23 protein-coding genes and 1 tRNA gene are annotated in these 25760 nt (G+C 34.9%); 12 read left to right on the top strand and 12 right to left on the bottom strand.

Translation table 11 applies throughout. The features are described from left to right. The first annotated feature begins 254 nt into the window (after positions 1–254). From QZ136_RS07085 to QZ136_RS07100, 4 genes are all read left to right on the top strand, one after another. Positions 255–2039, top strand: a complete 1785-nt coding sequence (locus QZ136_RS07085) for an ABC transporter ATP-binding protein (protein ID WP_291401869.1) — start codon at positions 255–257, stop codon at positions 2037–2039. A 152-nt stretch (positions 2040–2191) separates the two neighbouring features. Then, positions 2192–2521, top strand: a complete 330-nt coding sequence (locus QZ136_RS07090; RefSeq protein WP_291401871.1) for a DUF3276 family protein — start codon at positions 2192–2194, stop codon at positions 2519–2521. A gap of 253 nt (positions 2522–2774) precedes the next feature. Continuing rightward, positions 2775–3875, top strand: coding sequence for a redox-regulated ATPase YchF (gene ychF, locus QZ136_RS07095; protein WP_291401873.1), 1101 nt, complete (start codon positions 2775–2777; stop codon positions 3873–3875). A gap of 40 nt (positions 3876–3915) precedes the next feature. Beyond that, positions 3916–3987 (top strand) — tRNA-Arg (locus QZ136_RS07100). Between the two features lie 54 nt (positions 3988–4041). Here the strand turns inward: QZ136_RS07100 and QZ136_RS07105 are convergent. Together QZ136_RS07105 and QZ136_RS07110 are read right to left on the bottom strand one after the other, a co-directional pair. Beyond that, a complete protein-coding gene (locus QZ136_RS07105; protein WP_291401876.1) occupies positions 4042–6609 on the bottom strand; it encodes a phosphoenolpyruvate carboxylase in 2568 nt (855 codons plus the stop codon). 235 nt (positions 6610–6844) lie between these two features. After that, on the bottom strand, positions 6845–8194 hold the full coding sequence (locus tag QZ136_RS07110) for a DUF1080 domain-containing protein (RefSeq protein ID WP_291401878.1): 1350 nt from the start codon (positions 8192–8194) through the stop codon (positions 6845–6847). 77 nt (positions 8195–8271) lie between these two features. Here QZ136_RS07110 and QZ136_RS07115 point away from each other — a divergent pair, with 77 nt between their 5' ends. Beyond that, on the top strand, positions 8272–9069 hold the full coding sequence (locus QZ136_RS07115; RefSeq protein WP_291401880.1) for an endonuclease/exonuclease/phosphatase family protein: 798 nt from the start codon (positions 8272–8274) through the stop codon (positions 9067–9069). Positions 9070–9192: 123 nt separating this feature from the next. Here the strand turns inward: QZ136_RS07115 and QZ136_RS07120 are convergent, their stop codons facing one another. Together QZ136_RS07120 and QZ136_RS07125 are read right to left on the bottom strand one after the other, a co-directional pair. Next, complete coding sequence (locus QZ136_RS07120) at positions 9193–10380, bottom strand: thioredoxin family protein (protein ID WP_291401882.1); 1188 nt, start codon at positions 10378–10380, stop codon at positions 9193–9195. A gap of 148 nt (positions 10381–10528) precedes the next feature. Further along, on the bottom strand, positions 10529–12031 hold the full coding sequence (locus tag QZ136_RS07125; protein ID WP_291401883.1) for a PQQ-dependent sugar dehydrogenase: 1503 nt from the start codon (positions 12029–12031) through the stop codon (positions 10529–10531). A 225-nt stretch (positions 12032–12256) separates the two neighbouring features. Between QZ136_RS07125 and QZ136_RS07130 the strand changes: the two genes are divergently transcribed. Both QZ136_RS07130 and QZ136_RS07135 read left to right on the top strand, forming a co-directional pair. Further along, a complete protein-coding gene (locus tag QZ136_RS07130) occupies positions 12257–13882 on the top strand; it encodes a DUF1800 domain-containing protein (RefSeq protein ID WP_291401886.1) in 1626 nt (541 codons plus the stop codon). After that, a complete protein-coding gene (locus QZ136_RS07135; protein ID WP_291401888.1) occupies positions 13879–15471 on the top strand; it encodes a DUF1501 domain-containing protein in 1593 nt (530 codons plus the stop codon). The genes QZ136_RS07130 and QZ136_RS07135 overlap by 4 nt, the downstream gene beginning before the upstream one ends. 83 nt (positions 15472–15554) lie before the next feature. On the opposite strand, the gene QZ136_RS07140 is transcribed toward QZ136_RS07135, so the two are convergent. The 4 genes from QZ136_RS07140 to folE are packed head-to-tail and all read right to left on the bottom strand — an operon-like array spanning position 15555 to position 18842. Then, entirely contained in the window at positions 15555–16802 is a 1248-nt protein-coding gene (locus tag QZ136_RS07140) for an FAD-dependent oxidoreductase (RefSeq protein ID WP_291401890.1), read from the bottom strand. A gap of 19 nt (positions 16803–16821) precedes the next feature. Then, on the bottom strand, positions 16822–17436 hold the full coding sequence (locus tag QZ136_RS07145) for a flavin reductase (RefSeq protein WP_291401892.1): 615 nt from the start codon (positions 17434–17436) through the stop codon (positions 16822–16824). A 3-nt stretch (positions 17437–17439) separates the two neighbouring features. Then, positions 17440–18156 (bottom strand): SDR family oxidoreductase, encoded by a 717-nt coding sequence (locus QZ136_RS07150; protein WP_291401894.1) that lies wholly within the window; start codon positions 18154–18156, stop codon positions 17440–17442. After that, positions 18156–18842 (bottom strand): GTP cyclohydrolase I FolE, encoded by a 687-nt coding sequence (gene folE, locus QZ136_RS07155; protein ID WP_291401897.1) that lies wholly within the window; start codon positions 18840–18842, stop codon positions 18156–18158. The genes QZ136_RS07150 and folE overlap by 1 nt, the downstream gene beginning before the upstream one ends. A 262-nt stretch (positions 18843–19104) precedes the next feature. Here folE and QZ136_RS07160 point away from each other — a divergent pair, with 262 nt between their 5' ends. The 4 genes from QZ136_RS07160 (at position 19105) to QZ136_RS07175 (ending at position 22357) form a co-directional block, all read left to right on the top strand. After that, positions 19105–19875, top strand: coding sequence for a CDP-alcohol phosphatidyltransferase family protein (locus tag QZ136_RS07160; protein WP_291401899.1), 771 nt, complete (start codon positions 19105–19107; stop codon positions 19873–19875). Positions 19876–19947: 72 nt separating this feature from the next. After that, a complete protein-coding gene (locus tag QZ136_RS07165) occupies positions 19948–21240 on the top strand; it encodes a M20/M25/M40 family metallo-hydrolase (protein WP_291401901.1) in 1293 nt (430 codons plus the stop codon). A gap of 152 nt (positions 21241–21392) precedes the next feature. Further along, positions 21393–21824, top strand: a complete 432-nt coding sequence (locus QZ136_RS07170; protein ID WP_291401903.1) for a hypothetical protein — start codon at positions 21393–21395, stop codon at positions 21822–21824. A gap of 65 nt (positions 21825–21889) precedes the next feature. Continuing rightward, positions 21890–22357, top strand: coding sequence for a pyridoxamine 5'-phosphate oxidase family protein (locus QZ136_RS07175; RefSeq protein ID WP_291401905.1), 468 nt, complete (start codon positions 21890–21892; stop codon positions 22355–22357). Between the two features lie 29 nt (positions 22358–22386). On the opposite strand, the gene glk is transcribed toward QZ136_RS07175, so the two are convergent. The 3 genes from glk to QZ136_RS07190 are packed head-to-tail and all read right to left on the bottom strand — an operon-like array spanning position 22387 to position 24427. Further along, complete coding sequence (glk, locus tag QZ136_RS07180; protein ID WP_291401907.1) at positions 22387–23409, bottom strand: glucokinase; 1023 nt, start codon at positions 23407–23409, stop codon at positions 22387–22389. 41 nt (positions 23410–23450) lie between these two features. Continuing rightward, positions 23451–24044, bottom strand: coding sequence for a hypothetical protein (locus tag QZ136_RS07185; RefSeq protein ID WP_291401909.1), 594 nt, complete (start codon positions 24042–24044; stop codon positions 23451–23453). Positions 24045–24064: 20 nt separating this feature from the next. Continuing rightward, on the bottom strand, positions 24065–24427 hold the full coding sequence (locus tag QZ136_RS07190) for a hypothetical protein (RefSeq protein WP_291401910.1): 363 nt from the start codon (positions 24425–24427) through the stop codon (positions 24065–24067). A 203-nt stretch (positions 24428–24630) separates the two neighbouring features. Here QZ136_RS07190 and tatA point away from each other — a divergent pair, with 203 nt between their 5' ends. After that, positions 24631–24813: a twin-arginine translocase TatA/TatE family subunit gene (gene tatA, locus QZ136_RS07195; protein ID WP_291401911.1), complete on the top strand. Its 183-nt coding sequence runs from the start codon at positions 24631–24633 to the stop codon at positions 24811–24813. Positions 24814–24848: 35 nt separating this feature from the next. On the opposite strand, the gene QZ136_RS07200 is transcribed toward tatA, so the two are convergent. Next, positions 24849–25691 carry an endonuclease/exonuclease/phosphatase family protein gene (locus tag QZ136_RS07200; RefSeq protein WP_291401912.1) on the bottom strand — a complete coding sequence of 281 codons (843 nt, stop codon included), beginning with the start codon at positions 25689–25691 and terminating at the stop codon, positions 24849–24851. Positions 25692–25760 lie beyond the last annotated feature (69 nt).

The raw sequence follows: 25760 nt of genomic DNA on the forward strand, positions 1-25760 counted from the left end.
ATGACCCAAAACAATGGGCTAATTCAATAAATTTTAAATAAAATCAAGTTTATTTCTAAAGATTAATCGGAAAGATTGATAATTGAAAACAAGCCTAATACATCCTAATTAACAAATTCATTTTTAAGGATTTACACTAAACCCTTCGCAATAATTGGAAAAATCACTGATAAAGAAAGAAAAATACAAGAAAGACAAAGCATTTAATCTGATAGCTAAGACATAAATTCATATTTTTGTGGGATAGCTGCAGCATGAAAGAATTAGCCTACCTCAATAAGTTTTTCTATAAATATCGATGGCGATTTATACCAGGGATTCTATTTGTAATTATTTCTAATCTCTTTGCAGTACTACCAGCACAAGTAATTCGCATTGCTTTTGATCTCGTAAACGAAAATATTGCCATTTATAAACTCTATAATGGCTTTGAAAAACAAGAAATGATCGCTGTGATTTTTGGGCAGAGTTTATTGTTTTTCGGTCTAACAGTACTGGCACTAGCTTTACTCAGAGGAATTTTCCTCTTTTTTATGAGGCAAACCATTATTCTTATGTCGAGGCATATTGAATACGACCTCAAAAATGAGATTTATGAACATTATCAAAAGCTTTCGATGGCATTTTATCGCCGGAATAATACTGGCGACTTAATGAATCGGGTTACCGAAGATGTAAGTAGAGTTAGAATGTACATAGGCCCTGCAATTATGTACACCATCAACACTGCTGTATTATTTATTTTGATAATTGTGGCAATGTTTAATGTTAATGCGCGACTTACTTTATTTTCATTATTGCCTTTACCACTCTTGGCGGTGACCATTTATTATGTACATACCATCATAAATCAAAGAAGCGAAAAAATTCAAGAGCAACTTTCTTCCATGTCGAGTTTTGTTCAAGAAAGCTTTTCAGGCATTAGAGTGGTTAAATCGTATGTGCGAGAGGATGATATCCGTGAAAAGTTTAATCAAGAAAGTGAGGACTATAAAACACATTCGATGAGTCTGGTACAAGTACAAGCATTATTTTATCCAATTATGCTTTTATTAGTAGGATTAAGCACTATTGCGACTGTTTATATTGGCGGAATTGAGGTAATGAAGGGCACCATCTCGTCAGGTAATATCGCAGAGTTTATTGTTTATGTGAGTCAGTTAACCTTTCCTGTAACCTCTTTGGGATGGGTAACATCACTTATTCAAAGAGCTTCGGCATCTCAAAAAAGGATTAATGAATTTTTAAAAACTGAACCTGAAATCACTTCTGTTAATAACAAAGAAATAAAATTAACTGGAAAGATAGAGTTTAAAGATGTGAGTTTTAAATACCCAGATACTGGCATTGAGGCGATTAAAAATATATCATTTAAGGTAGAAAAGGGACAGTTTTTAGCCATAATAGGCCGTACAGGATCTGGGAAATCAACTATTGCGAATTTATTGATGCGCATGTACGATGCTGATCAAGGTGAAATATTAATTGATAATCAAGAGATTAGAGATTTAGATTTAACACATTTTCGGAATCAAATTGGATTTGTACCTCAGGAAGTTTTTCTATTCTCAGATAGCATTTACAATAATATTGCATTTGGTTTATCAGTTGCCGAGCAAAGTCAGGTTGAGCAAGCAGCAAAAGATGCAGCGCTTTACGACAATATTATAGGATTTGAAAAAGACTTTCAGACGATGATTGGGGAGCGTGGGATTAGTCTGTCGGGCGGACAAAAACAACGGCTTTCAATTGCTAGAGCTATTATCAAGGAACCGCAGATACTTATTTTTGATGATTGCTTATCTGCAATTGACACAAGCACAGAAGAACAAATTTTGAATAATTTAGGTCGGATAATGAAGAATAAGACCAGTATTTTAATTGCACATCGGGTATCAAGTATTAAAAATGCCGACCATATTTTAGTGATGGATGAAGGCAAAATAATTGAACAAGGCACACATGAGGCTCTGATTGACTTAAAAGGAAGCTATTTCGATTTATATGAAAAGCAATTATTAGAAGAGCAAATTCCCTAATAAACAGGCACATAGCATCATTAAACAAGGAAAGTTTAATTGCAAATAGCTATTAAAAATTTTTGAATATAAAATATTCTTAGTGCAGAAAAAAAATCAATTTGTAACTTTCCGAATATCTATTATATTTACCCCAAGAAAAAAATAAATCAATGGGAGATTTCGACAACAAAGAAAGAGAAGAGGTTTTTTCGAAGAAGGTAAGAGCCGGGAAGCGCACCTACTTTTTTGATGTTAAAGCTACACGTTCTAACGATTATTATGTAACCGTAACTGAAAGTAAAAAACGTTTGGAAGATGGTGTTTTTATAAAACACAAGATTTTTCTTTACAAAGAAGATTTTGAAAAATTTGCTGAAGGTTTAAAAGAAACGATCGATTATATCAAGGCTAATCAGGAGGTTGTTGAAAAACGATACGAATATTCAGAGAATTATAATGAGCAATCAAAAGCTGATGATGATTTCTCATTTGAGATTTAATACTCAATTTAAGCACTAATTTCGATAGCCCCCCGCTTCAATCATTTGATTCGGGGGTTTATTTTTGCTTATCCTATCCCCAATAACGAATATCAAAGCCTTTAATAAGAGGAATATCAAATGCTTTATAATCTGAAAGAAAAACTCAGAACATAATTTCTATCTTTGCGCCAAATAGAGAAAAGAGGCAAAATCCATAAGATATTGTCTGATCTATTGATTTATATATTTATTCAAATTACGATTCATTCATATGGCATTACAGTGCGGTATAGTTGGCTTACCCAATGTTGGAAAATCAACACTTTTTAATTGTTTATCGAATGCGAAAGCACAGGCAGCAAATTTCCCATTTTGTACTATTGAGCCAAATATTGGTGTAATTACCGTACCTGATCCGCGCTTAACTAAACTCGCAGAACTTGTAAAACCAGTAAAAGTACAACCAAATACAATTGAGATTGTTGATATTGCAGGCTTAGTGAAAGGAGCTAGTAAAGGAGAAGGACTAGGCAATCAATTTCTTGGAAACATTAAAGCTACCAATGCTATTATTCATGTTTTACGTTGTTTTGATGATGATAATGTTATCCACGTAGATGGTTCTGTTGACCCTATCCGTGATAAGGAGATTATCGATACTGAATTACAGTTGAAAGACCTGGATGGTATTATAAAAAGAATCCAAAAGGTTGAAAAAATGGCTAAAACTGGTAATGATAAAGATGCCAAAAGGACTTATGAAGTTTGCAATATTGTAAAAACTCATTTAGAGACCGGAAAATCTGTAAGAACCGCCCCAATTAGTGAAGAAGATAAAGAGTTTATAGCTGATTTAAACTTATTGACTGAAAAGCCAGTGATGTATGTTTGTAACGTGGATGAAAAATCTGTTGTAAACGGAAATAAATATGTTGATTTAGTAAGGGCGGCAGTTAAGGAAGAAAACGCAGAAGTTTTAGTGATTTCAGCACAGATAGAAGCTGAAATTGCCTCTTTAGAGAGCTTTGAAGAGCGTCAAATGTTTTTAGAGGATTTAGGACTTTCAGAATCAGGTGTAACACAATTAATCCGTGCAGCCTACAAACTTTTGAATTTAGCAACCTATTTTACTGCTGGTGTTCAAGAAGTTAGAGCGTGGACTATCACTCAAGGATTTACTGCACCGCAGGCTGCTGGAGTAATCCACTCCGACTTTGAGAAGGGCTTTATCCGAGCAGAAGTTATTAAATATGATGATTTTATCACCCTTGGATCTGAAGCTGCTTGTAAGGAAGCAGGAAAGTTAGGTGTAGAAGGGAAAACCTACATTGTGCAAGATGGCGACATTATGCACTTCAGGTTTAATGTTTAAATATCCATTAAAAAAGAAATATTAATTCCCTCAGGAAAAGGTGCCCATAGTTCAATGGATAGAATTGCAGATTCCGGTTCTGCTGATGGGGGTTCGAATCCCTCTGGGCACACAAAAAAGCCTGTTATTTATAAAATAACAGGCTTTTTCTTTTGTAAACAATAATTTAAACTAAGTTTCTTCCTGCGTTTACTATTCCATAAACTGTACGAATAATCAGCTTATCATAAATTTCATTATGACTATCATCTAAATTTGATGCTTTCAATTGATTAAGCTGTTGAAGAGCATAATGTTGAATAATAACCAATGGCAAGACAATTTTTTCGCGTAGAGCGATTGATTTACGCTCAACGGGGTATTTTTCCATTAAAGAATGAGTGTCAGATACCTCTAGCAATAAATTACGAGTAAGTTCAAATTCATCCCTAATCATCTTCCAAAATGGTCCGAAAGTACCATCATTTTCAAGATATGCTGTTAGTCTAAAATCGGATTTAGACATCGACATCATACAATTATCAATCATGGTCTTAAATTGACCTGATTCGTTGTAAAGTGCTTTTATATCATTAAATAAACCATTATCCTTTGCTTTTTTCAAGGCTGTACCCACACCATAATAACCTGGAATATTTTGTTTTAACTGACTCCAAGCGGTAACAAAACTAATTGCACGAAGGTCTTCAAGCCTTAATTCTGAATCTACATTCCTTTTTACTGGTCTACTGCTAATGTTAATTTGAGAAAGTAGTTTCAGCGGACTATATTTTTCGAGATACTTCAAAAACAAAGGATGCTTTGTAAGAGCAGCAAATACCTCATAACTATCATTTGCCAAACTGGCAATTAAGTCGGTTTGGGCAGCATTTAATGTTTGCTCATTATTAGATGCTAAAGAAGAAACAATACCCGCGTTGATAAGTTGCTCCATATTATAATGAGCACTATCAAATGAACCATATTGACTACTAATTGTTTGTCCCTGAATGGTAAGCTGAATATGATCATTCGCCATATCTTTACCCATAGAAGCATAAAATAAATGAGTTTTACCTCCACCTCTAGCTGGGGGACCGCCTCTACCATCAAAAAACACAAGTTTGACCCCATTATTTCTCGCAGCAGTAGTTAATGCCACCTTGGCCTTTAAAATCGACCAGTTAGCCATCAAATAACCACCATCCTTAGTACTATCTGAGAAACCAAGCATAATGGTTTGCTTATTATTCCGACGCTTTAAATGCTCGCTATAGAAGGGATGAGTATAAAGCACCTCCATAATTTGGCTTGCCTTTGATAAATCATCAATAGTTTCAAATAGTGGAACAAAATCTATATTTAGGGCTTCCTTTTTCCATCCACTCAATAGGAATAACTCCATTAATTGAAGAATATCTGAGGCTTGCTGGCAATTACTAATTATAAAACGATGACATGCCTTCTCCCCACCAGCAAATTGAAGCTTATTAACCAAACGAATAGTATCCAGCGTATCTTTAATTAGAAGGTCTGGCTGATTGGGACAATGAAAATCTAATTCTTTAAATGTGAGTCCGGCAATACGCTCTTCTTCAGTTATTTCTTCAGTCCCTCTTTCAATGCCATTTTGCTTTAAAGCATATTGATGTACATTTCTTAAAATACGGCTATCTTGTCTAATGTCTAAAGAGGCAAAATAGCAACCAAAAAGCTTTACTTTATTGATTAGATCTTCAACTTTATCTAAAAATAAGCCATCATGGACTTCAATAAGCACTTTTTTGATTGCTTCGAGGTTTGTAAGAATCTCAGCTTGTTGATTTTCAGGATTTTCGGCTACGTTAAAACTGTTTTCATAAAACAGATCCTGCAATGTTGAAATATACCCTTCCACTCCACGGAATGTAACACGCCTCTTTAAATTACGAAAATCGCGGTAGTAACAACGGAAAAGTATTGTCCTTAATAAAGCTGAAACAGTTTTGGTGCTTTCTGTAGTCACATTAGGATTACCATCACGGTCACCACCAGGCCAAAAACCCAATTCTATAAACTGGGCTGCATCCGAAAGATCAAACTCCTTGTCAATTTGCGATTGAATACTTGAAGTTGTTTGATAAAATACATTTTCAAGAAACCAGGCAAGACTAGCTGCTTCATCTACAGGGCTTGGCTTGTTTTTATTGAAGAATGGGGTCTTCCCAAGTTGTTTTAACAATAAATTGATTGAATTAATGTCGTTTTGCTTCAAGGCTTCAATCAAATCGGTAATAATAGCTAAGACCGGACCAGGATAAAACTGTGTTGGATGTGCTGTTAAAACAAGTCTAAGTGAGAAATCTTTCAGCTTATCTTTAATTTTTTTGTCGATTGCTGGGTTTGAAGCAGCCTGCTGAAAGAGTGAATTTAAAGAACCTGTATCTTCAAATCGGCCAGTCTTATTAAAAGAAGCATCTTCAACCGCATCAAATAGAACCACCTGACGTTCAATGTATTGAATGAATCGAAATAAGAGATCAAAGCGATCGGCGGCATGAACGTATTGCTCATATTGACCGAAGAAACTTTCAATAATATCTGTGGGACCGAGTTCAGATTTTACCCCCTCCTCACAATGGGAGGTGAAAAACGGTAATAAAGTCCCGGTATGCTTAATCTGATAAAATGGTAATGTCAGAAATAAACTATTATAAAGTTCAAATCTGTTTACCACTTCATTGGTAAAAATTGATTCTTTTTCGCTTAGCTTCATTTAAATTCTATTCTATGGCCTAACATGCAGCCCATATACAAAAGTGCAATATTTATAACAATTATTAAATATTAATTGATAAAATATACCAAAATTGACTATTTATTGAATAATTAATAAAAATAATCGTATATTATAGAGAATTTTATTTTCAGAACCATAAATAATGAGGAAGAAAAAATCGGTCAGTATTATTGAAAAAGAAGATTGAAGTAGCAATAAAAGCCATGCGTTTTTATTGTAATTCTCTAATTTTCAAACTTCTAAAAGACACTTCATCACCATGATCCTGAATCAATATTTTACCATTGGGAGCAAAGCCAAAACCTTTAACCTCCTTAAACTTACTTTGGGATAGCATTTCTTTAAATTCCTTTGAGGAACGATCAAATTCAAGAACTTTATAAGCATTTAACCAATGTTCTACTTTATTATTGGGATAAACACGTATCATAGCCTGATTCCATTCTCCATTCTTTTTAAGCGAGGCAGGGATTTTTTGAGCTGCTATAATATCATATAATGAGGCCAAGGTTCGATTACCTTTAATTCCCATTTTAGCATCTGTATGTTTCTCATCATCCAAAATTTGATACTCTAAGCCAAGCAAAGAGCCATTATAATCATTTACGAAATATTTTATTCCGCTATTAGCCCCCTCAGTTAATTTGAAATCAAACTTCAATTCGAAAGAAGTATATTTCTTTTTTGTGGTGATATCCCCACCCAAAGCAGGCTGACCGACTTGATCCTTTTCAACGCTTAAAACACCATCCTGGATATTCCAACCCTTTTCTGGGAATACATTCTTATTGGCTTGAGTCCAGCCCTTATTCATTTTTCCATCCCATAATAAGCGATAGCCTAGATTTTTTTCCTCTTTAGAGAGATTATTAGGCAATGTATTTACCACAAAAATTGAGCTTGGTGGAGATGGCTTTAAGTTTTTGGTCTGTATTCTGACGTTTTTCCATCTAATTTGTCGCCCAGCAGGCTCAGAATTAGGAATAGAATGAACTTGCAAAGCAATAAATCCCTTTTGTGTTTCGGCGTCAATTAAATGCGCTACAGGAATACCATTTAACCAAGTTCTAATACTATTTCCAATACATTCAATTCGATATTTATTCCATTCGTTATTCTTAAAAGCTGTTTTTGCTTGAGGATGTAATTCTAAATTATAAAGCCATCCCCTACGCGCTTCATCGTAAATACCACCACTCCAGGCGCGCGATGAAGGATCAACTTCTACCTGATAACCATGGACTCTCCCATTTTGATAATCCTTTTTGCTCAAACTTCTAATTTGAATGCCTGAATTCATCAGTGGATTAACGAGCAATTCGACTTCCAAAATAAAATCATCATATTCTTTTTCGGTAGAAAGGAAGGTGTTAGGCGTGCTAGAGACCGTTGTTCCGATTATTTCACCATTTTGAATTGAATAAGTAGCCTTTCCTCCTAAAATTTTCCAATTATTTAAATCCTTGCCATTAAACAAATATTCCCATTCAGCATTTTTAGATTGAGCAAATACATTACATGATATTAAAATCAGGATGTAGATCAGAAATTTAGACTTCATATTTATTATTTTTATTAAATGTACAAAATCAATGTAATGAAATTTATAAAAATATCTTAGATTCATTCAAAAAGAAAATGAAAAAATTAATTTTAGCAGTCTTAATTCTTGTAGGAAGTTCTTGTGCTACAATCAAGCAAAAATCTAGCAATTCAGGACAAAAAGAGCTTAAAATAATGAGCTACAATATCCACATTGGAAATCCGCCAAGTAAACCCAAATTAATTGATCTAAATTCAATTATAAAGGCAATAAAAGCTGAAAATCCCGATTTAGTAGCACTACAAGAAGTAGATGTAAATACAGGTCGCTCAGGCAAAATAAACCAAGCTGAAATCATTGCTAGGGAGCTCGGAATGAACTTTTTCTTTGCCAAAGCCATTGATCATGATGGTGGCGATTATGGAGTATGCATTTTATCCAAATATCCAATCAGTGAAAGCAAGATTCATCGATTAACAACAGTCAAGGAAACTGGAGGTGAGCCTCGAGTATTAGCGACTGCCAAAATCCATTTAGAAAATGGAGATTTCATACGATTTGGATCTACCCATTTAGATGCACAAAGAGAACCTAAAAATAGGGCTATCCAAATTAAGGAGATTAATCAAATAGCAGAAGAAGAAGGACTGCCATTTATCATTGCAGGCGATTTAAATGCGGAGGAAGAATCAGCTGAGATAAAACAGTTTGATCAAAAATTTACTAGAACTTGCCAAAACTGTGATCCTACATTTCCGGTAGTAAGCCCAAATAAAACCATTGATTTCATCGCGTTTAAGAAGGGAAATGCATTTATAACTGTTAAACACTATGTAGTGCAAGAGCATTATGCATCTGATCATTTACCTGTGGTAGCGATATTAAAATGGTAATATAAGGGTATAAATTACTTTAGCAAAAGCATCAAATCATGTTATATACAATCTTAAATTTTAGTCATCTAAAAAGACAAACTCTCTAGGATGACTAAAATGAGCTTATTTATTAAAAGCAGCTTATTTAATTGCTAATTGAGTGTAAAGCTTATCAATATCTTTAGTGTCAATCTTCATTTCTACTACGTATTTTTTAGCTACACGAGCATATTTAATTGCCTCAGGTATATTCTTAAGTTTTTGGTATAATTTGGCTTGAATAAAATTAGCTTCATAATTATTATTCAACTGTAAAGAGCGATTCATCCAGCCACTAGCAATTTTCAAATCACTTGTTGAACTGATGTGACGCACATAATTTTTAACGATATCATTGATTTTAGCCGCATCGTTCCAAAGCATTTTAGAAAGCATTTTCTTTGCTACAGCATTATATTTAGGCCAATCTTTTAAATTCTCATATAATTGAATATCGTATTTAAAGGCCAATGAATCAATATTCACTTTCATTACATTACGAGCAAAATCTTTATTTTTTGAGTAATTAGCAGAATCCAATTTTGCAACATCGTTTTTCAATGATAGATTAACCGCACTATGGAGTTTAGTCTCTACCCTTGCTTCAGTAAAAATCTGAGCGAATTCCTTTCTGTATTTTAGAACAATAGGCAATTCCTTTGATTTGAGATCAGTTACTGCATAGGCTAATATTCTCCAATTCAGCTGACTTACCATTTGTTGCTCATTAAGGGAGCTTAAATATTGAGAAGCAATTTCAGCTGTTTTATTCTTCTCGATACCGCGGCGCAAACCATTTAAATAAGCTAAACATTTTGTCCCGTTTAGTGGATCACTTTCAAATTGAGCTTTTAAAAAGGGTAATTGCAATCTTGGATTCAAAGATTTTTTAGCTTCAACAAGGAAATCTGTTTTATTTATCTCTCCTACTGCATTATACAGCATGGTTTCAGTTGTATCAACAAATATAAAAGCAGGGAATGAAACTACCCCAAACTTATCCATAATAACCTTAGATTCAGGCTTATCTGCATTTATCTGCAAATTAACATAATTTGCATTCAGCGTCTCTATCACATTTGCATCGTTTAATACTGTGGTTTTCATAACGTTACAATGCGGACACCAATCTGCATATACCATAATCATCATTTGCATATTGACTTCCTTTGCTTTTTTTAGAGCTTTTGGATAATCATCACTTATAAAGTCAATTTGAGATTGAGCATTAGAAATATTTGAAATAAACAGTAACAAGAGAAATAGAAATGATTTTATATAAAATTTCATTTCAGATTTAGTTTTGATAGCCATAGGTAGATAAATAGTATTGCTTTTGAGTATAAAAGGAATTGATTTTTTAACGATAAGCTAAAAATCTTCCTTAAATTTTTACAAAAATATTAAATCTTAGGCAAAATAATAAATATGAAGCTAATTATTGATTAGCATCTCTAACTTGTCTAATCATTTTGGCGTCTATTGGTGTAGCATGACTTGAGCCTAAAGAGCGTATATAGGTTAAAATATCAAGCAAATCTTCATCTTTCATAAATCCAAAAGCTGGCATTGCCGCATCATATTTAACACCATCAATTATTGCTGGTCCCTTGGAACCCATTAATACCTTTTTAATTAAGTCCTTAGGATTCAAAACAATAGTTTGAGAATTTTGCAAAGAAGGAAAAACACCTTTCAGTCCCATTCCATTTTCTTTGTGACAAGAAGCACAATATTGAAGATAAAGAGTCTCACCCTTCGAACCAGGAGGCAATGAAGAAAGTAGATTTTGAGGATCGGATTTGCTTAAACCAGAAATTTTAATAATTCTATCATCTTCAGGTTTTGGGAAGCCCGCTACAGGATTCCAATCGCGGTTACTAGTAGCTAAATATATATCTCCAGCAGGAGAAACACATAAATCACGTATTCTACCGAATTTATTTTCAAAATAAACTTGCTGTTCAATTATGCTTTTACCCTCACTATCAAGTTTTAGGGATCTTAAACTTTTACCCTTTAAAGAAACCAGAAGCAATGAATTAATAAGTTCAGGAATTTTACTTGATGAATAATAATCGAGACCTGCCGGACCAATTGTTGGAGTCCATGCCAATAATGGATCTACCGTATTATTCAATTTTTTAAACGCAGATTCGGCATCACTTTCGGCAAAACCCTGAACGGTTGGCCATCCATAATTTCTATTTTTAAGGATTAAGTTTACTTCATCATCATTGGTATCGCCATGCTCGGAGGTGTAAAGTTGACCACTTGAAGAGAAGGCCATTCCCTGAATATTACGAAAACCCCATGCCCAAACCGGATTGCCCTGTATCGGATTGTCCTTAGGAACCGTGCCATCTATATGCATTCTTAAGATCTTGCCATTCGGCGTAAGTGGATTTTGCGAATCTACCATGCTTAAAGCATCGCCTGTAGCCCAGTAAACAAGACCTTTATGGACAGTAATTCTAGAGCCATTATGACCTAAAGCTGCAGGAATTTCCATTAAAACTTTAGGTAGAATGAGGGTGTCGTTTTTCCAGGTATATCGAACCAATCTTGTTTGTTTCTTATTGTCTTTTTCGATGGTATAATTCAAAAAAATGTATGGGAATTTCTTCATGTCTGAATGAAGAGCCATGCCAAGTAAGCCAGAGGTTCTTAACTGCCAAACATCAGTCAATTTAAGCAAAAGCTCCTTTTTGCCTGTATTTGGATCTACCCTACTGATTAAACCTTCCTGTTCGGCAATCCAAATTTTATTGTCTGGCCCCCAAGCAATTTCCCATGGCACAGTTAAATTAGTAGCAACAACAGTCGTTTGTGTTGTATCTGAAAATTGATTACCCAAAGGACTTTTGGTTAATTTTGAAGGCAAAAATCCAAGAGAAAAAAAGGCAATGGCGATAAGCAAGATGGAAAATAGATATTTCATTAGGATGGAATTTTAGCGATTAAAATTATTGTATCATTAATAAATTAATTAAAAATAGACATTTTAAGGTGTTTTGAAACATTTGATAATGTTATTTATTTTTATTATATTATGAAAAGGTTTTATCAATAAAAATTCAGAAGCCAGAATCAAATAAAAAAATATTAATTTTAGGATATAGTTTTGTCAGAATTAAATTTTGCTTAAAAAATATAGTCATCCTTAATGGATAGAAGAAGTTTCCTGAGTTCTAAAATTAGAACCTCTGTATTTCGAACAAATGCTAGCTTATTTCCGTACTCTCCGCCCCTAGGAAATTCGGAGATTAGCCATTTATTGAAACGAATTTTATTTGGTGTTAAGCAATCAGACCTTGCCAAATTAAAAGGCAAGACTTTAGACGAAATTCTTGATTTGCTATTAACCGAAGAACCTAGTCCGCAAGCGCCCGTAAATAATTACAATGACACATCATATACCGATCCAAATGTTCAATTAGGACAAAGTTGGGTGAATGCTCCGCTTGACGGAAATAATACTTCCCGCAGAAATGCTTCACTTAAATCATGGTGGACTGGCCTGATGCTAAATCAAAGCACCTGTATTCATGAAAAAATGGTCTTGTTTTGGCATAATCATTTTGCCACTGAAATATTAGACATTAATGACCCAAGGTACTCTTATAAGCATCACATGCTACTTAGAAAATTAGCACTTGGCAATTTCAAAACTATGGTAAAAGAAATAACCCTAGATCCTGGAATGCTAAAGTACCTAAATGGTTATCTAAATAATAAAACCTCTCCTGATGAAAATTATGCGAGAGAATTGCAAGAATTATTCACTCTAGGAAAAGGACCTAAGTCAAATTATACCGAAAATGATGTTAAACAAGCCGCTAGGGTTCTTACAGGATATACTGTTAACTCCACAACTATTAGTTCTTCATTTGACCCAAATAAGCATGACAGTGGAGATAAACAATTTTCAGCGTTCTACAATAACGCAATAATCAAAGGAAAAACGGGTGCGAGTGGAGCGACAGAACTTGACGAATTGATAAATATTATCTTTCAACAAACTGAAACAGCACTCTATATTTGTAGAAAACTATATCGATTTTTCATTTATTATGAAATAGATGATGCAACAGAGGCCAATATAATTGCACCACTAGCTACTATTTTCAGAAATAGCAATTATGAGATAAAGCCTGTATTAAAAGCACTATTTAGCAGTGAACATTTTTTTGATCCAGTAAATAAAGCTTGTTTAATAAAAAGCCCCATTGATTTTTGCATAGGCTTAAGTAGGGAGTTCAATATAATATTTCCGCAATCTTCTGATGTAGTAAATCATTATTTCATGCATGATTATATTCGTACTCAAGCTTCAAATATGCAGCAAAATGTGGGAGACCCTCCAAGCGTTGCTGGTTGGCCTGCCTATCATCAAGAACCTCAATATCATGAAATCTGGATTAATGCAGACACACTTCCACGACGCAACCAGTTTTGCGATACAATGATTTCAAACGGATATACGAGAAATGGTAAAAAAATAAATATTGACATAATTTCTTTTGTTGATAACTTACCAAACCCTTCTGATCCAAATACTTTAATAGACGATAGCTTATCACTTATTTACGCTATAGAAGTTTCCCCAGAGGTAAAAGTCTTTCTAAAGAGTATTTTGCTTTCGGGACAGTTGACTGATTCTTACTGGACCGGTGCATGGAATGCTTATAAGTCGAATGTTACTGTTGCTGCCAATAGAACAATAGTTTTAAGCCGATTGCAGGCTATGTATAAATATTTAATGAACCTTCCGGAATACCAGCTATCATGAAAAGAAGGGATTTTTTAAAAAACACAGCACCTGCTGGAATTTTATTTCCTGCTCTTATCAATGGCTTTACTTTTAAAGCTTTCGCAGAGTCTCCACTAGTTTCGGCCCTTACGCAGGCTCCAACAGAGACTGATCATGTGCTTGTTATAGTTCAACTGAACGGAGGGAATGATGGTTTGAATATGGTTATCCCATTTGACCAATATGATAATTTGAGTAATGCTCGTTCTAATATAATTATTCCTAAAAATAAGATACTTAAGTTGAATGGTACAAGCTTTACAGGTTTACATCCTTCAATGAAAGGGCTGCAAACTCTATTCAATGAAGATAAACTTAATATCGTTCAATCAGTAGGCTATCCACAACCCAATTTTTCACATTTCAGAGCTACCGATATTTGGCTAAGTGCATCTGATTCGAACCAAACAATTAATTCAGGATGGGCTGGCCGCTATCTTCATGAAGAATTCAGTGGTTTCCCAACGGGATATCCAAATACTGTTATGCCTGACCCCCTCGCTATTCAGATTGGATCATTTGTATCACCAGCTATGCAAGGCCCGGCCGTAAATATGGGTATGGCTATATCTGACCCAGTAAATTTCTATAACCTAATAAACGGGATACAAGGAACCGCGCCAAATACTAGAGGTGGAAAAGAATTAACCTATATCCGCCAAATTGCACAACAAACTCAGCAATATGGTTCCGTAATTAAAGCAGCGGCAGCAAGGGTAACAAAACAATTTTCAGGTTATCCTACAGGAAACACGCTAGCAGATCAATTGAAAATAGTAGCGCGATTAATTGCTGGTGGCTTAAAAACAAGAATTTACATGGTAAGTCTGGGCGGTTTCGATACGCATGCACAGCAAGTTAATGCGAATGCAACTGAAACTGGTGCCCATGCAAATCTGATGCAGAAAGTTTCTGAAGGAATTAAGGCTTTTATGGATGATCTTGAATTTCTAAATTCAAGTAAAAGAGTAATTGGTATGACATTCTCTGAATTTGGAAGACGTATCAAATCCAATGCTAGTGGCGGTACCGATCATGGAGCAGCAGCCCCCCTTCTCGTTTTCGGGCATTATGCTCAAAATGATATCACTGGAACTAGTCCCATAATTAATTTAAGCACTGGAACTGCAGATAATATACCCATGCAATATGATTTTAGGTCGATATATGCATCTATCCTCCAACAATGGTTTTGTGTTCCTGAGCGGACCCTTGAAAATGTAATGCTTAAAAATTTTCAAAATCTGCCACTAATTAAGAAATCAGCTCCATGTATGTCGAGCAAACCAGATTTAATTGTAGAAAGTTCAGGGAAAAATATAATTACCAATTATCCGAACCCATTCCAAACATCCACAACTATCTCTTACGAAAGTAATGGAGGACATACCTTAATTCAGGTATTTAATACGGAAGGAAAACTAATTAAAACTCTGGTAGATAGTGAAATTAATGGGGGGATGCATAAAATAACTTTTGAAAATGAGGGATATCCACCTGGTATTTATTATGCTCGACTTCAAAACAAAACTCTACAGCAGATTAGAACCATGCTTCTTGTTGAATAAACTTAGAACAAATCAATCATTAGTCGATGAAAGCTTAAAAAGCTTAAAGATATTAGTATTTAATGATGGGGATTTATTATTTATCAAAGAGATAAAATCGACTCAGCTGCTAGCCTTCCACTTTTAAGCGCGGCATTTATAGAGCCGTTTAGTAAATGATCGCCACAGATAAAAGTTGAATCGCTTAAGCGGATAGTCGAGGAATTTAAATCATTCGTAACATGCTTATTTTCAGGTAGCGCATAGGGAATGACATATGTTTTTAGATGCTTCCAATCTACACAATCTGGATACCAGAATTTGAGCTCTTCTTTAACCTTTAATTCCAATTCAGCATCATTATAAGCACTACAATCCTCAATTATAGAAATAGAAATCAATGACTTACCCTCTGGAGCATAATGCTTAGAAACATTAGTCATTACTGCCATATTATTGACAAGTTTATTGGGATTTGCGTTCAAAGCAATCAATTTTTGATGATATGGTGCCTGATCAGCCGAGAAATATAGACATGTCACTGATTTTTTGCCCTTGTTTTGCGTTATAAAGGGCTCTGGGATATTATCGGCACTAGTTGCGATCAAGATGGTGTTAGCTTGGTACGCCTTGCCTGAAAGCGTTAAAACATCATTCCCGTTTATGCTCTTTACGGATTCATTTAAAATAATATCTTCAGGATTTATTCCCGAAGCTAATTGCATCGGAATCATTCCCATCCCTTTTGCAGGAATCGCCGTATCGGATTCACTAAACATTTTAAACACAAACTCAAACATCCGAGAGGAGGTATCAAGCTTGTTTTCTAAAAAAATTCCACTTAAAAATGGGGTAAAAAAATTGGCGATAATACGCTCACTAAAACCCGCATTTTTCAAATAATTTAGTGTAGTAATTTCAGTATTGGTGAATATCTCATCAATACTCGAACCTGCTAACTTCAATCTTAGTCCGAGGAGTTTAATCTTATCAAAAAAACTACCGACAGGTGAATTTAAAGTTTTTAAAAGTGAAGAAGGTTCACGTAGCGGATCACCAATTTGATCAATACCTGAATGATTTAGAATAATTGAACCCGGACTAAACGACTGTAAATCAAGGGCTTTATAATCAAGGAAATGTTTAGCTTCAGGATATGCTGTTAAAAGCACTTGGAAACCTCGATCTAGTAAAAAGCCATCTATTTGATCTGTTTTAAGCCTACCTCCTATTGCATCAGAAGCTTCAAGAATCTTAAAATTACGGCCAGCACTTTTAAGCACACGCGCAGCACTAAGTCCAGCCAAACCCGCCCCAATTATTAAAACATCTGTCCTAGAGTTTGTCACCATTTTGAATCTTGAATCCTGATTATTGAGAAAACTTCGCGTAAGCTAACCTTGCTAAATGCGAAGTGGTAAAATAACTATCCAATCCGGCAACAGTTACCGTACCTGCTTTTAAATGATCTACATAACCATCGCTCTCTAAAATGCTATCATCCATCGAAACATGAACAATTTCCCCAATTAGCATTTTGGTATTGTTAATTGAAATATCTATCAATTCTCTCATTTCCAGAGCAATTTGAATGCTCGACTGAGCTACAAAAGGTGCTTTAAAACCTTCTATATAAAACTCCTTAAAACCGCAAGGCTCAAATTCGGAATATCCCGAGGGGAACCTAGCGCTTGTTTGATGAGCTTGTTCAAACCACTCAGGTAAGACATTATTCAAGGTGTACTGCCCTGTTTTTTTAATGTTTTCTAGGGAGTCATGATCATCTCCATCTGGCCTAAAAATCATGCCTAACAAGGCTGGATTAGCCCCTAAATGAAAAACTGAGTTAAATAAAGCTAGATTTGTTATCCCCGCAGGACTGATAGTCCCGAGCATTTGAAGACATTTATAACCCGGCAGACTATTGATAAAAGTCGTACGAAAACGTTTCTCCATCACAGAGATATGATCCCGATTGATATTCATGATTTAAAGCGTTTTTAAAGAGCTCATTCCACCATCAACACCGAGTACTTGTCCGCTTATCCAAGAACTTTCATCCGACAGTAAGAATGAAATTGCAGAAGATATATCTTCAGGCGTTCCAATTCTACCTAGAGGATGGCGTTTAGCGGATGCTTCACGTTTATCAGGCGTGCTTAAAAGACTTGCAGCCAATGGCGTGTCTGTTAATGAAGGAGCAACCACATTAACGCGAATTTCTTGAGATGCAAACTCTGCCGCCAATGAAATTGCTAATCCCTCTACCCCACTTTTTGCTGAAGCTATACTTGCATGATAACTCATACCCGTACGTGCTGCAACCGAGCTAATTAATACGATTGATGAAGGTTTTGCGCCTCTCAAAGCACGATAAGCCTGTTGAATGGTTTTTGCCGCACCTACCACATTTAAACGATATTCTGTAATGAAATCTTCTTCCGTTAAACGACTAAATGGCTTTAGCGTAATGCTTCCAACGGAGTAAACTAAACCGTGTAATTGTTCTGGCAGACTATCAGCTAAAGATGCACCTTCGGCTAAAACATCAAAAGGAATATGAATTGTCCCTGCTGGCCATTCCGAAGAAGTATTTCTGCTGGCAGAGTAAACTTGGGCGCCTTGAGCGGCTAGCGACTTCACTAAAGCGAGTCCCACGCCCGAACTACCACCCACCACCAATATATTTTTACCTTGAAAATTCATTATCCAATGTGTTTTAAAAATTCATTCCTTGTATCAGGCAATAAAAATTTACCGCAATATTCAGCCGTTACTGTTGAGCTATTTACATCACGAATACCTCTAGAAGAAACACAGTGATGATGAGCATCGATGATAACTGCCACATCTTCAGTCCCTAATGCTTTCTTCATTTCATTCGCTATTTGAATGGTCAACCTTTCCTGAACCTGAGGTCTTTGGGAGTAATATTGAACAATTCTATTCAGCTTTGAAAGTCCGATAACCTTTCCATTGCTGATATATGCCACATGCGCTTTACCTGTAATTGGCACAAAATGATGCTCACAATTACTGTACACTGAAATATTACGTTCAACCAGCATTTGATTGTATTTGTACTGGTTTTCAAATAAAGTTGGCAAAGGTTTTAGATCTGGGTTTAAACCACTAAAGATCTCTTTAACATACATTTTAGCTACCCTTTTTGGAGTATCCTTCAAGCTATCATCAGTCAAATCAAGACCTAAAATATCCATGATTTGAGTGAAATGCTTGGTTATAAGTTGAATCTTAGTTTCATCATCCATTTTGAAAGCATCAGGCTTCAGTGGAGTATCAAATGAGGTAGAAATATGCTCATCAGAAATCAGATCCAAAAGTTGATCTTCGGCACCGATTAGACCTCGTAGCGTATTGTTTTTATCCATTAGTAAATTTGGGTGTTAAATGAGCACAATAATAAAGGTAATGTTTTGATTTCAAGTTGTGCTTAGGTCGATATTGTGTCATATTGTAGGATTGTAAAAACAATTTGACAGTGCAAAGATTTTATTCAAAAATCAAATAATTGCATAGAAACACCACTCATGAAGAATTAATAAGAAATTGCATTTATTAATGGCAATACAATAAACAATTATACCTTTGTATTCTCGACTATATTGTCACAAGCATTACCCTCTATTTCTAATGTCAAAATTAAATTCTCGTGATAAATTTCTTGATCTGTCAGATTACGGCAGATCGGCAGGAAAATTATTCGCAAACTCAATAAGCCATACTCGTATTACTCCCATTCATGTCACATTACTTTTTGGGGTATCCGGACTTATTGCTATTTATTGCATCATTCAAGGCTTTTATTGGTGGGCATCCTTTTTTATCATCTTAAAATCGATTATTGATGCTGCAGATGGAGAATTGGCAAGAATTAATCAAACGCCATCTTATACTGGCAGATATTTAGATAGTGTTTTCGATATCATCTTAAATTTTTTAATATTTACCAGCATCGCCATGGTAACAAAAACGAGCTTTTACTATGCATACATAGCATTTTTTGCCGTTCAATTGCAAGGTACTCTATATAACTATTACTATGTTATTTTGAGAAATATGTCGGAAGGTGGTGATACAACCAGTAAAATATTTGAATATAAAGCACCGCGAGCATTACCGGGTGAGAAACAAAGTTCTGTGAACATCCTATTCGCAATTTATTACCTAGTTTATGGCTTTTTCGACAAGATTATTCATGTTTTAGACCCAGAGGCTTATAAAGTTAAGAGCTTCCCATCATGGTTCATGTCTTTGCTTTCAATCTACGGATTAGGCTTTCAATTACTAATTATAGCCATCATGCTGCCATTAAATTTAATTGAATACATTGTGCCATTTTTTATCATTTTCAGTGTATTTATTTTCATTTTAATTGGGATAAGAAGGTTTTTTCTACGCTAATTACAAGAAATATTAACCGATAAAATCTGAAATACTATATTTATTGAATAAATATTTAAGAAAAATTAATTCATGAAAAAATTATCACTTTTTATCATCTTTTTCTTCGCTACTGCAATTCTTTTCGCTCAAAATGAAAAAAATATCAGCGCTCAGACCCCTTTTAAGAAGGAAATTGAGAAGTTAAGTAAAAACGATAAGATTCAAAAAGCCTTTACAATCATTCAGGAATTAGAACCTAGCAGCATAAAAGAGCTCATTGAGCTTACCGAAATACCTGCCCCTCCATTTCAGGAGCAAAAAAGAGCGGAACATTTCAAAAAAATGCTGGAAGCTGCAGGAATAGATAGCATTTGGATTGATGAAGTGGGTAATGTTATGGCCCTAAGAAAAGGAAGCGGAAATGGCAAAACTGTCCTGATTGATGCACATTTAGACACTGTATTTCCTATCGAAACAGACGTTACAGTAAAAATGAAGGGGGATACACTTTATGCACCTGGAATTGGTGATGATACCCGCGGATTAAGTATGATGCTTACCATTTTAAAAGCCATGAATAGCGCTTCAATTAAAACAGAATCTGATATTTTATTTGCTGGCACTGTTGGTGAGGAGGGTTTAGGAGATCTTAGAGGCATCAAAAACATCTTTAAACAAGGAGCTAAAAAAATAGATTCACATATTGCTATTGATGGTGGCGACATAAACCGGGTGGTTAGTAGCGGACTAGGATCATTACGTTATAAAGTGACTTTCAATGGTCCCGGAGGACATTCTTTTGGTGCCTTTGGATTAGCAAATCCGCATCATGCCATGGGAAAAGCAATCGATTATTTCAGTACTGTGGCAGGTGATTTTGTGAGTACGGGACCAAAAACCACCTTCAATGTGGGACGTATTGGTGGTGGTACATCAGTCAATTCTATTCCTTTTGAAACATGGATTGAAGTTGATATGCGCTCTTTGAGTCCCGAGAAATTAATAGGAATCGAAAAAATATTAAAAGAGCAGATGAATAAAGCCTTGAACGACTATAATTCTAAAGTTCAAAAAGGTCCGAAACTTAGTTTAGTTTTCGAAAAAATTGGTGAACGTCCTTCAGGCCTTCAAGAAGAAAGCTTAGCTATAATCCAAAGAGCAGCTGCAGCAAATGAATTCTTTAATCGTACAGCAAAAATTGGCGCTGGATCAACAAATTCGAATATTCCCATTTCATTAGGCATTCCAAGTATTACGATTGGAAGAGGTGGAAATAGCGGAAATGCACATTCACTAGACGAGTGGTGGATTAATGAGAAAGGCGATGAAGCCATAAAATTCGGCTTACTATTACTTATTGCCGAAGCGGGTTTATCCAAATAAGCCATTTTATTCATCATGCTTGAGAATATTATTTTCAAGCATGATCATATTCCTCAAAGCAAGGCTTGATAAATATCATAGATTTTGCTAGTAATTATCATCTAGCCATTTAGTTAAAAAATGCAAATTGACCCAAGAAAAAAACAAGGTCAATGAAGTATTCAAACAAAACTATTTTAAGATTTTACCAGCTTTTAGGTAAGATATTTTACGCTGCTGCAGCAGTGGATAAAACCGTAAGAAAAGAAGAAATGACTGCATTAAGAGAATCAGTAAAAGCACATTGGTTAGCTTTTGATGATACTTTTGATGAATTCGAAACAGATTCAGCCTATCAGATTGAAATTGTGTTCGATTGGTTAACAGATAAACATCCAGATCCAGGAAAAGCAATACATAGCCTACAAGTTTTCAAGGAAAAGTACCCGGACCTATTTACTGAAAAAGTTAAGGTAATGATTATGAAAACTGCATCCGCGATAAGCTCCTCATTTTCTGCAAAAAACAAATCAGAATTAGTTTTTTTAAGTCGCCTAGAACGTGCCTTAGAAGAAACGGATTTTCATAAAACATTGGTACTCTAAAAATTGTTAAACTAAATAGAGGGTGTAAAAACAACAAAAATGAGTAAACCATAAAATCCGGAATTATGTTGGGAAATTTAAGTGAAGAAGAAGTTGAAAACCTATTAAAAAGGCAAGTTGTTGGACGTATTGCATGCCATGCAGACGGGGCTATCTATTTGGTCCCGACCAATTATATTTATGATGGCACCAGTATCATCTCCCATTCGGCATTAGGAAAAAAAATAGAGATGATGCGGAAAAACCCGGAGGTTTGTTTCGAGGTTGAAGAAATTCAATCCATTTTTCGCTGGCAGACGGTAATTGCTTGGGGAAGATTTGAAGAAATTACAGACCCACAAGAGCGTGGCAGGGCTATGCAGGGACTAATTCACAAGATTATGCCTTTGGTAAGTGATCCTGCTCAACATCCTTTTCATGCCATAAGTGTAAATGAATATGATATTGAAACCAAGATTGAGCTTATTTTATTTAAAATTGTTTTAAGTAATAAAACAGGACGTTTTGAAAGCGGAGAGCACCCTATGGTTTAAGATGGGAATAAAATTATTATTCTTTTAAATTAATCATGATTAAAACCAAACCAAGCTGCCCCCAACAAGGCAGCTTTTGTATTGAGAATGACCCTAACCGTAACATTCTCAATTAAATCGTTCAAACGACCACTTTGGCAGAAAAATCTATTAAAATCATATTCTTTAAAAAGATTTAAAATAGATGGCGCTATTCCACCACCGATAAATAGTCCGCCAGTAGCATTATGTTTTAAAACCAAATTAGCAGATTCAAAAGCTAAAAATCGTATAAAAAGCTGCATGGTTTCCTTGCAAAGGGGGCATTTTTCATTATTCTGACTAATTATAGAGGCATCATAGCCATTTTTAAACTTCTCTTTTATAAAAGCACTTTCCTCTCTTTTTACTTCGTGAACAAGAAATTGATAAATCTGAATAATTCCTGGTCCGCTAAGCACCCGCTCCCAACTCACATGCCCAAATTGCTTTTGTAAATAAAGAAACAAATCAAAATCTTGTGCATTTCGAGAAGCAAAATCAGCATGGCCACCCTCGGTAGCAAAGGGATGATAAAATCTACCATCCCAGTAAATACCTGCTTCACCTAAGCCCGTACCTGGAGCAATAACTGCAGCATTTCCTGAAATTTGATCTTTCCCTTGATGAATTACAACAGTTTCAAACTCATTCAGCATCGCCAAGCCATAGGCTGTTGCTTCTAAGTCGTTAATGATTGAAAAATCCTTTTTAAAATGTTTTTTAAGTTCTTTTTGATCAATTTCCCATTTAATATTGGAAAGTTTAGCATGGCCTTTGAGTACAGGACCAGCTACACCGAGGCAAATTTTATGGGGATCAGGAATATCTTTTAAAAATAAAGCCAAAAGCTCAATCAGGCTTGAGAAATCGGATGTGTGGTACGAATTATTATGTAAGGGCACAATCTCATCGCCTGAGGCCTTAAATAAAGCCAGGTTGGTTTTAGTGCCGCCAATATCTCCTGCCAATACGAGCATATCTTGCTTTTTTGCTTGTAATTGTTTGGTAGATGGTTTAAAGTTTAATATCATCTAGAAATGATTATGGCTTGGAGAGCGATTTTGAAGCACTATTATCCAAAATCCAATTTATAAAGCAGGTCTTTTCTACCATTCATGGCGGCAATCAAATCGATATCGTGCTGATCTAAAATACTTTCCAAATTATCGAAAGCTGTTGCCTTCTCAATATTTACAAGCTTAAGATCTAGTCCGTTGACCTTCGACATCCCCTTATTCATGAAAAAGCTTTGGGCATAATCATCATCCATTTCAGGAATTGAGGGTTCTGCAAAATTAAAAAGGGTTAATCCTGCTTGGAAAGATTTCGCTATTTTAACAATCATAGCAATGGTAGCAATACCCGTAAATCGTATGTCTGTAAAAAAGCCTATTTTCTGAATAATGTTGCCGCTTTGTATCCGAGGAAGCAATAATAATGGACATTCTAAATCATCCAACAACTTCAATATTCTTTGATTATAAACTGGGACTTTAGCTTGCTTCTCTTTATCCTCATTAAGCACATATTCATCAAAATTTAAAACACCAATGATTGGCATTTTAACTTTATCTGATTTAGGCTTGAGCTTATATTTTTTTTCATGTGCAGGCTCAAACAAAGTATTTGAAATCTGCTCAGGCAATATTTTAGGTTCAATTTTCATATGTAATTGATTAATATTTATCATCCTGTTGTGAGCAAAGTTTGGGTTGAGTAAGAATCCTTCCTTTTCTGCTTTTTTTCTTGTGTATTAGATAATTTTCTTTTGGGTCTTACAACCTCAAAAAGTTCATAAACTCGATCCGAAATCTCATAAAGAATTCCTCTTTGTCCGCCATGAGTTTTTAAAGCACATAAAACATTTTGCTTACCTGGGTGCTCCTTCGAAGGGAATTTATAGGTTTCATCAATCTCAACATCTGTCAAGTCGATTTTTAGCCTCAAAGGCACGCAAATAATGTATTTAGAATAAAAATTAAAATCTAATCTATACCCTCTTTTGCGAAGGTCGAAAATAGCCGTATTTATATCTTGGAGATTTTTCATAACAAAAGAATTTATACAAAAATGTAAGAAATCAAGATGCCTTTTATTGATTAAAATCATTGAAATGCTTGATTTTAATTGAGCTCGCATGGAAAGGATTTAGGTAAATTAAGGCGAAGAAAAAATGTTTTGTAACAGATTAATTAATAATTTTTAAAAACTAAAATTTATTCACACCTTGCTTAAAAATAAGATAGAAAATTATGGCTGGATTAGGCGGACCTGAAATTATTTTAATTGTGGTAGTGGTATTATTGATGTTTGGAGGCAAGAAGCTTCCAGAACTTATGCGTGGCTTGGGCCGTGGCATGAAAGAGTTTAAAGATGCTAAGGATGGCGTTTCAGAAGAACCCAAAAAAACTGCAACTGAAATAAAAGAGAGCTAAAAAGGGTAAAAATTACCCTCTTTAGCTTTTCAAAATCATTTATTGAATTTCAAGTAAGTTACAATAGGGAAATGATCTGAAGGAAATTTCCCAAAATAAGTATCTGTTAAAATGCCCCATTTTGTGGGTGTAAAATGCTTTGAGATAAATATATGATCAATAACATCCATTCCTTTTGGAGTTTTAAACCCATTGAAGGATGTATTATTTTCATAAGGGAATTTCACTCCCGAATATGAATCACTTAAAATTAGGGAGCTCGTTAAAATTTGGTATAATTCGCTTGAGCGACTTCCATTAAAATCGCCAGTTAGCACAACCGGCTGGTTACCAGCAATTTCCTTTATTTTTTGCACCATTAGCTTGGCACTTTCTCTTCTTGCTATTACTCCTTGATGATCAAAATGTACATTAAAAAGATAAAACTTTTTACGTGTTTTAATCTCTTCCAAATACACCCAAGAACAAATTCGATTACAACAAGTGGCATCCCAACCCTTTCCTGGCACATTTGGAGTCTCAGAAAGCCAGAAATCGCCACTTTTAAGCAATTTAAATTGATCTTTTTTATAGTAAATAGAAGAATGTTCACCAGCTTCCTTTCCATCCTCTCTACCCAGTCCATAGCGTGCATATTCTGGCAAAGCGCTGCTCATATCGTCCAATTGGTTTTTAAAAGCTTCTTGAACACCAAAAACATCAAAATCGTGAAAACGAATCAGACTGGCAACACGTGGGGCACGATCTACCCATAAATTGCCGGTATCTCCATTATTATAAAGACGTACATTATAGGTGGCAATTTTAAGAGTTTGAGCCTCAATTCTAAGTATGCTAATTAACAAGAATGAGCATAAAAAAGCCTTTTTGAAGAACATAATTAAGGTTATTAATATTTAATTAAGGTATAATAAAAAAGGTGCTTTCCGAATGAAAAGCACCTTTAA

Source organism: Daejeonella sp. (genome assembly GCF_017495225.1).
Lineage (GTDB): Bacteria > Bacteroidota > Bacteroidia > Sphingobacteriales > Sphingobacteriaceae > Daejeonella.

Excerpts from the sequence above, each read along its gene's own strand:
- folE (WP_291401897.1), bottom strand. The coding sequence starts at position 18,842 with ATGGATAAAAACAATACGCTACGAGGTCTAATCGGTGCCGAAGATCAA.
- QZ136_RS07125 (WP_291401883.1), bottom strand. The coding sequence starts at position 12,031 with ATGAAATATCTATTTTCCATCTTGCTTATCGCCATTGCCTTTTTTTCT.
- QZ136_RS07165 (WP_291401901.1), top strand. The coding sequence starts at position 19,948 with ATGAAAAAATTATCACTTTTTATCATCTTTTTCTTCGCTACTGCAATT.
- QZ136_RS07140 (WP_291401890.1), bottom strand. The coding sequence starts at position 16,802 with ATGGTGACAAACTCTAGGACAGATGTTTTAATAATTGGGGCGGGTTTG.
- QZ136_RS07135 (WP_291401888.1), top strand. The coding sequence starts at position 13,879 with ATGAAAAGAAGGGATTTTTTAAAAAACACAGCACCTGCTGGAATTTTA.
- tatA (WP_291401911.1), top strand. The coding sequence starts at position 24,631 with ATGGCTGGATTAGGCGGACCTGAAATTATTTTAATTGTGGTAGTGGTA.
- QZ136_RS07150 (WP_291401894.1), bottom strand. The coding sequence starts at position 18,156 with ATGAATTTTCAAGGTAAAAATATATTGGTGGTGGGTGGTAGTTCGGGC.
- ychF (WP_291401873.1), top strand. The coding sequence starts at position 2,775 with ATGGCATTACAGTGCGGTATAGTTGGCTTACCCAATGTTGGAAAATCA.
- QZ136_RS07120 (WP_291401882.1), bottom strand. The coding sequence starts at position 10,380 with ATGAAATTTTATATAAAATCATTTCTATTTCTCTTGTTACTGTTTATT.
- QZ136_RS07200 (WP_291401912.1), bottom strand. The coding sequence starts at position 25,691 with ATGTTCTTCAAAAAGGCTTTTTTATGCTCATTCTTGTTAATTAGCATA.
- QZ136_RS07175 (WP_291401905.1), top strand. The coding sequence starts at position 21,890 with ATGTTGGGAAATTTAAGTGAAGAAGAAGTTGAAAACCTATTAAAAAGG.
- QZ136_RS07130 (WP_291401886.1), top strand. The coding sequence starts at position 12,257 with ATGGATAGAAGAAGTTTCCTGAGTTCTAAAATTAGAACCTCTGTATTT.
- QZ136_RS07115 (WP_291401880.1), top strand. The coding sequence starts at position 8,272 with ATGAAAAAATTAATTTTAGCAGTCTTAATTCTTGTAGGAAGTTCTTGT.
- QZ136_RS07090 (WP_291401871.1), top strand. The coding sequence starts at position 2,192 with ATGGGAGATTTCGACAACAAAGAAAGAGAAGAGGTTTTTTCGAAGAAG.
- glk (WP_291401907.1), bottom strand. The coding sequence starts at position 23,409 with ATGATATTAAACTTTAAACCATCTACCAAACAATTACAAGCAAAAAAG.
- QZ136_RS07170 (WP_291401903.1), top strand. The coding sequence starts at position 21,393 with ATGAAGTATTCAAACAAAACTATTTTAAGATTTTACCAGCTTTTAGGT.
- QZ136_RS07190 (WP_291401910.1), bottom strand. The coding sequence starts at position 24,427 with ATGAAAAATCTCCAAGATATAAATACGGCTATTTTCGACCTTCGCAAA.
- QZ136_RS07085 (WP_291401869.1), top strand. The coding sequence starts at position 255 with ATGAAAGAATTAGCCTACCTCAATAAGTTTTTCTATAAATATCGATGG.
- QZ136_RS07160 (WP_291401899.1), top strand. The coding sequence starts at position 19,105 with ATGTCAAAATTAAATTCTCGTGATAAATTTCTTGATCTGTCAGATTAC.
- QZ136_RS07105 (WP_291401876.1), bottom strand. The coding sequence starts at position 6,609 with ATGAAGCTAAGCGAAAAAGAATCAATTTTTACCAATGAAGTGGTAAAC.
- QZ136_RS07145 (WP_291401892.1), bottom strand. The coding sequence starts at position 17,436 with ATGAATATCAATCGGGATCATATCTCTGTGATGGAGAAACGTTTTCGT.
- QZ136_RS07110 (WP_291401878.1), bottom strand. The coding sequence starts at position 8,194 with ATGAAGTCTAAATTTCTGATCTACATCCTGATTTTAATATCATGTAAT.
- QZ136_RS07185 (WP_291401909.1), bottom strand. The coding sequence starts at position 24,044 with ATGAAAATTGAACCTAAAATATTGCCTGAGCAGATTTCAAATACTTTG.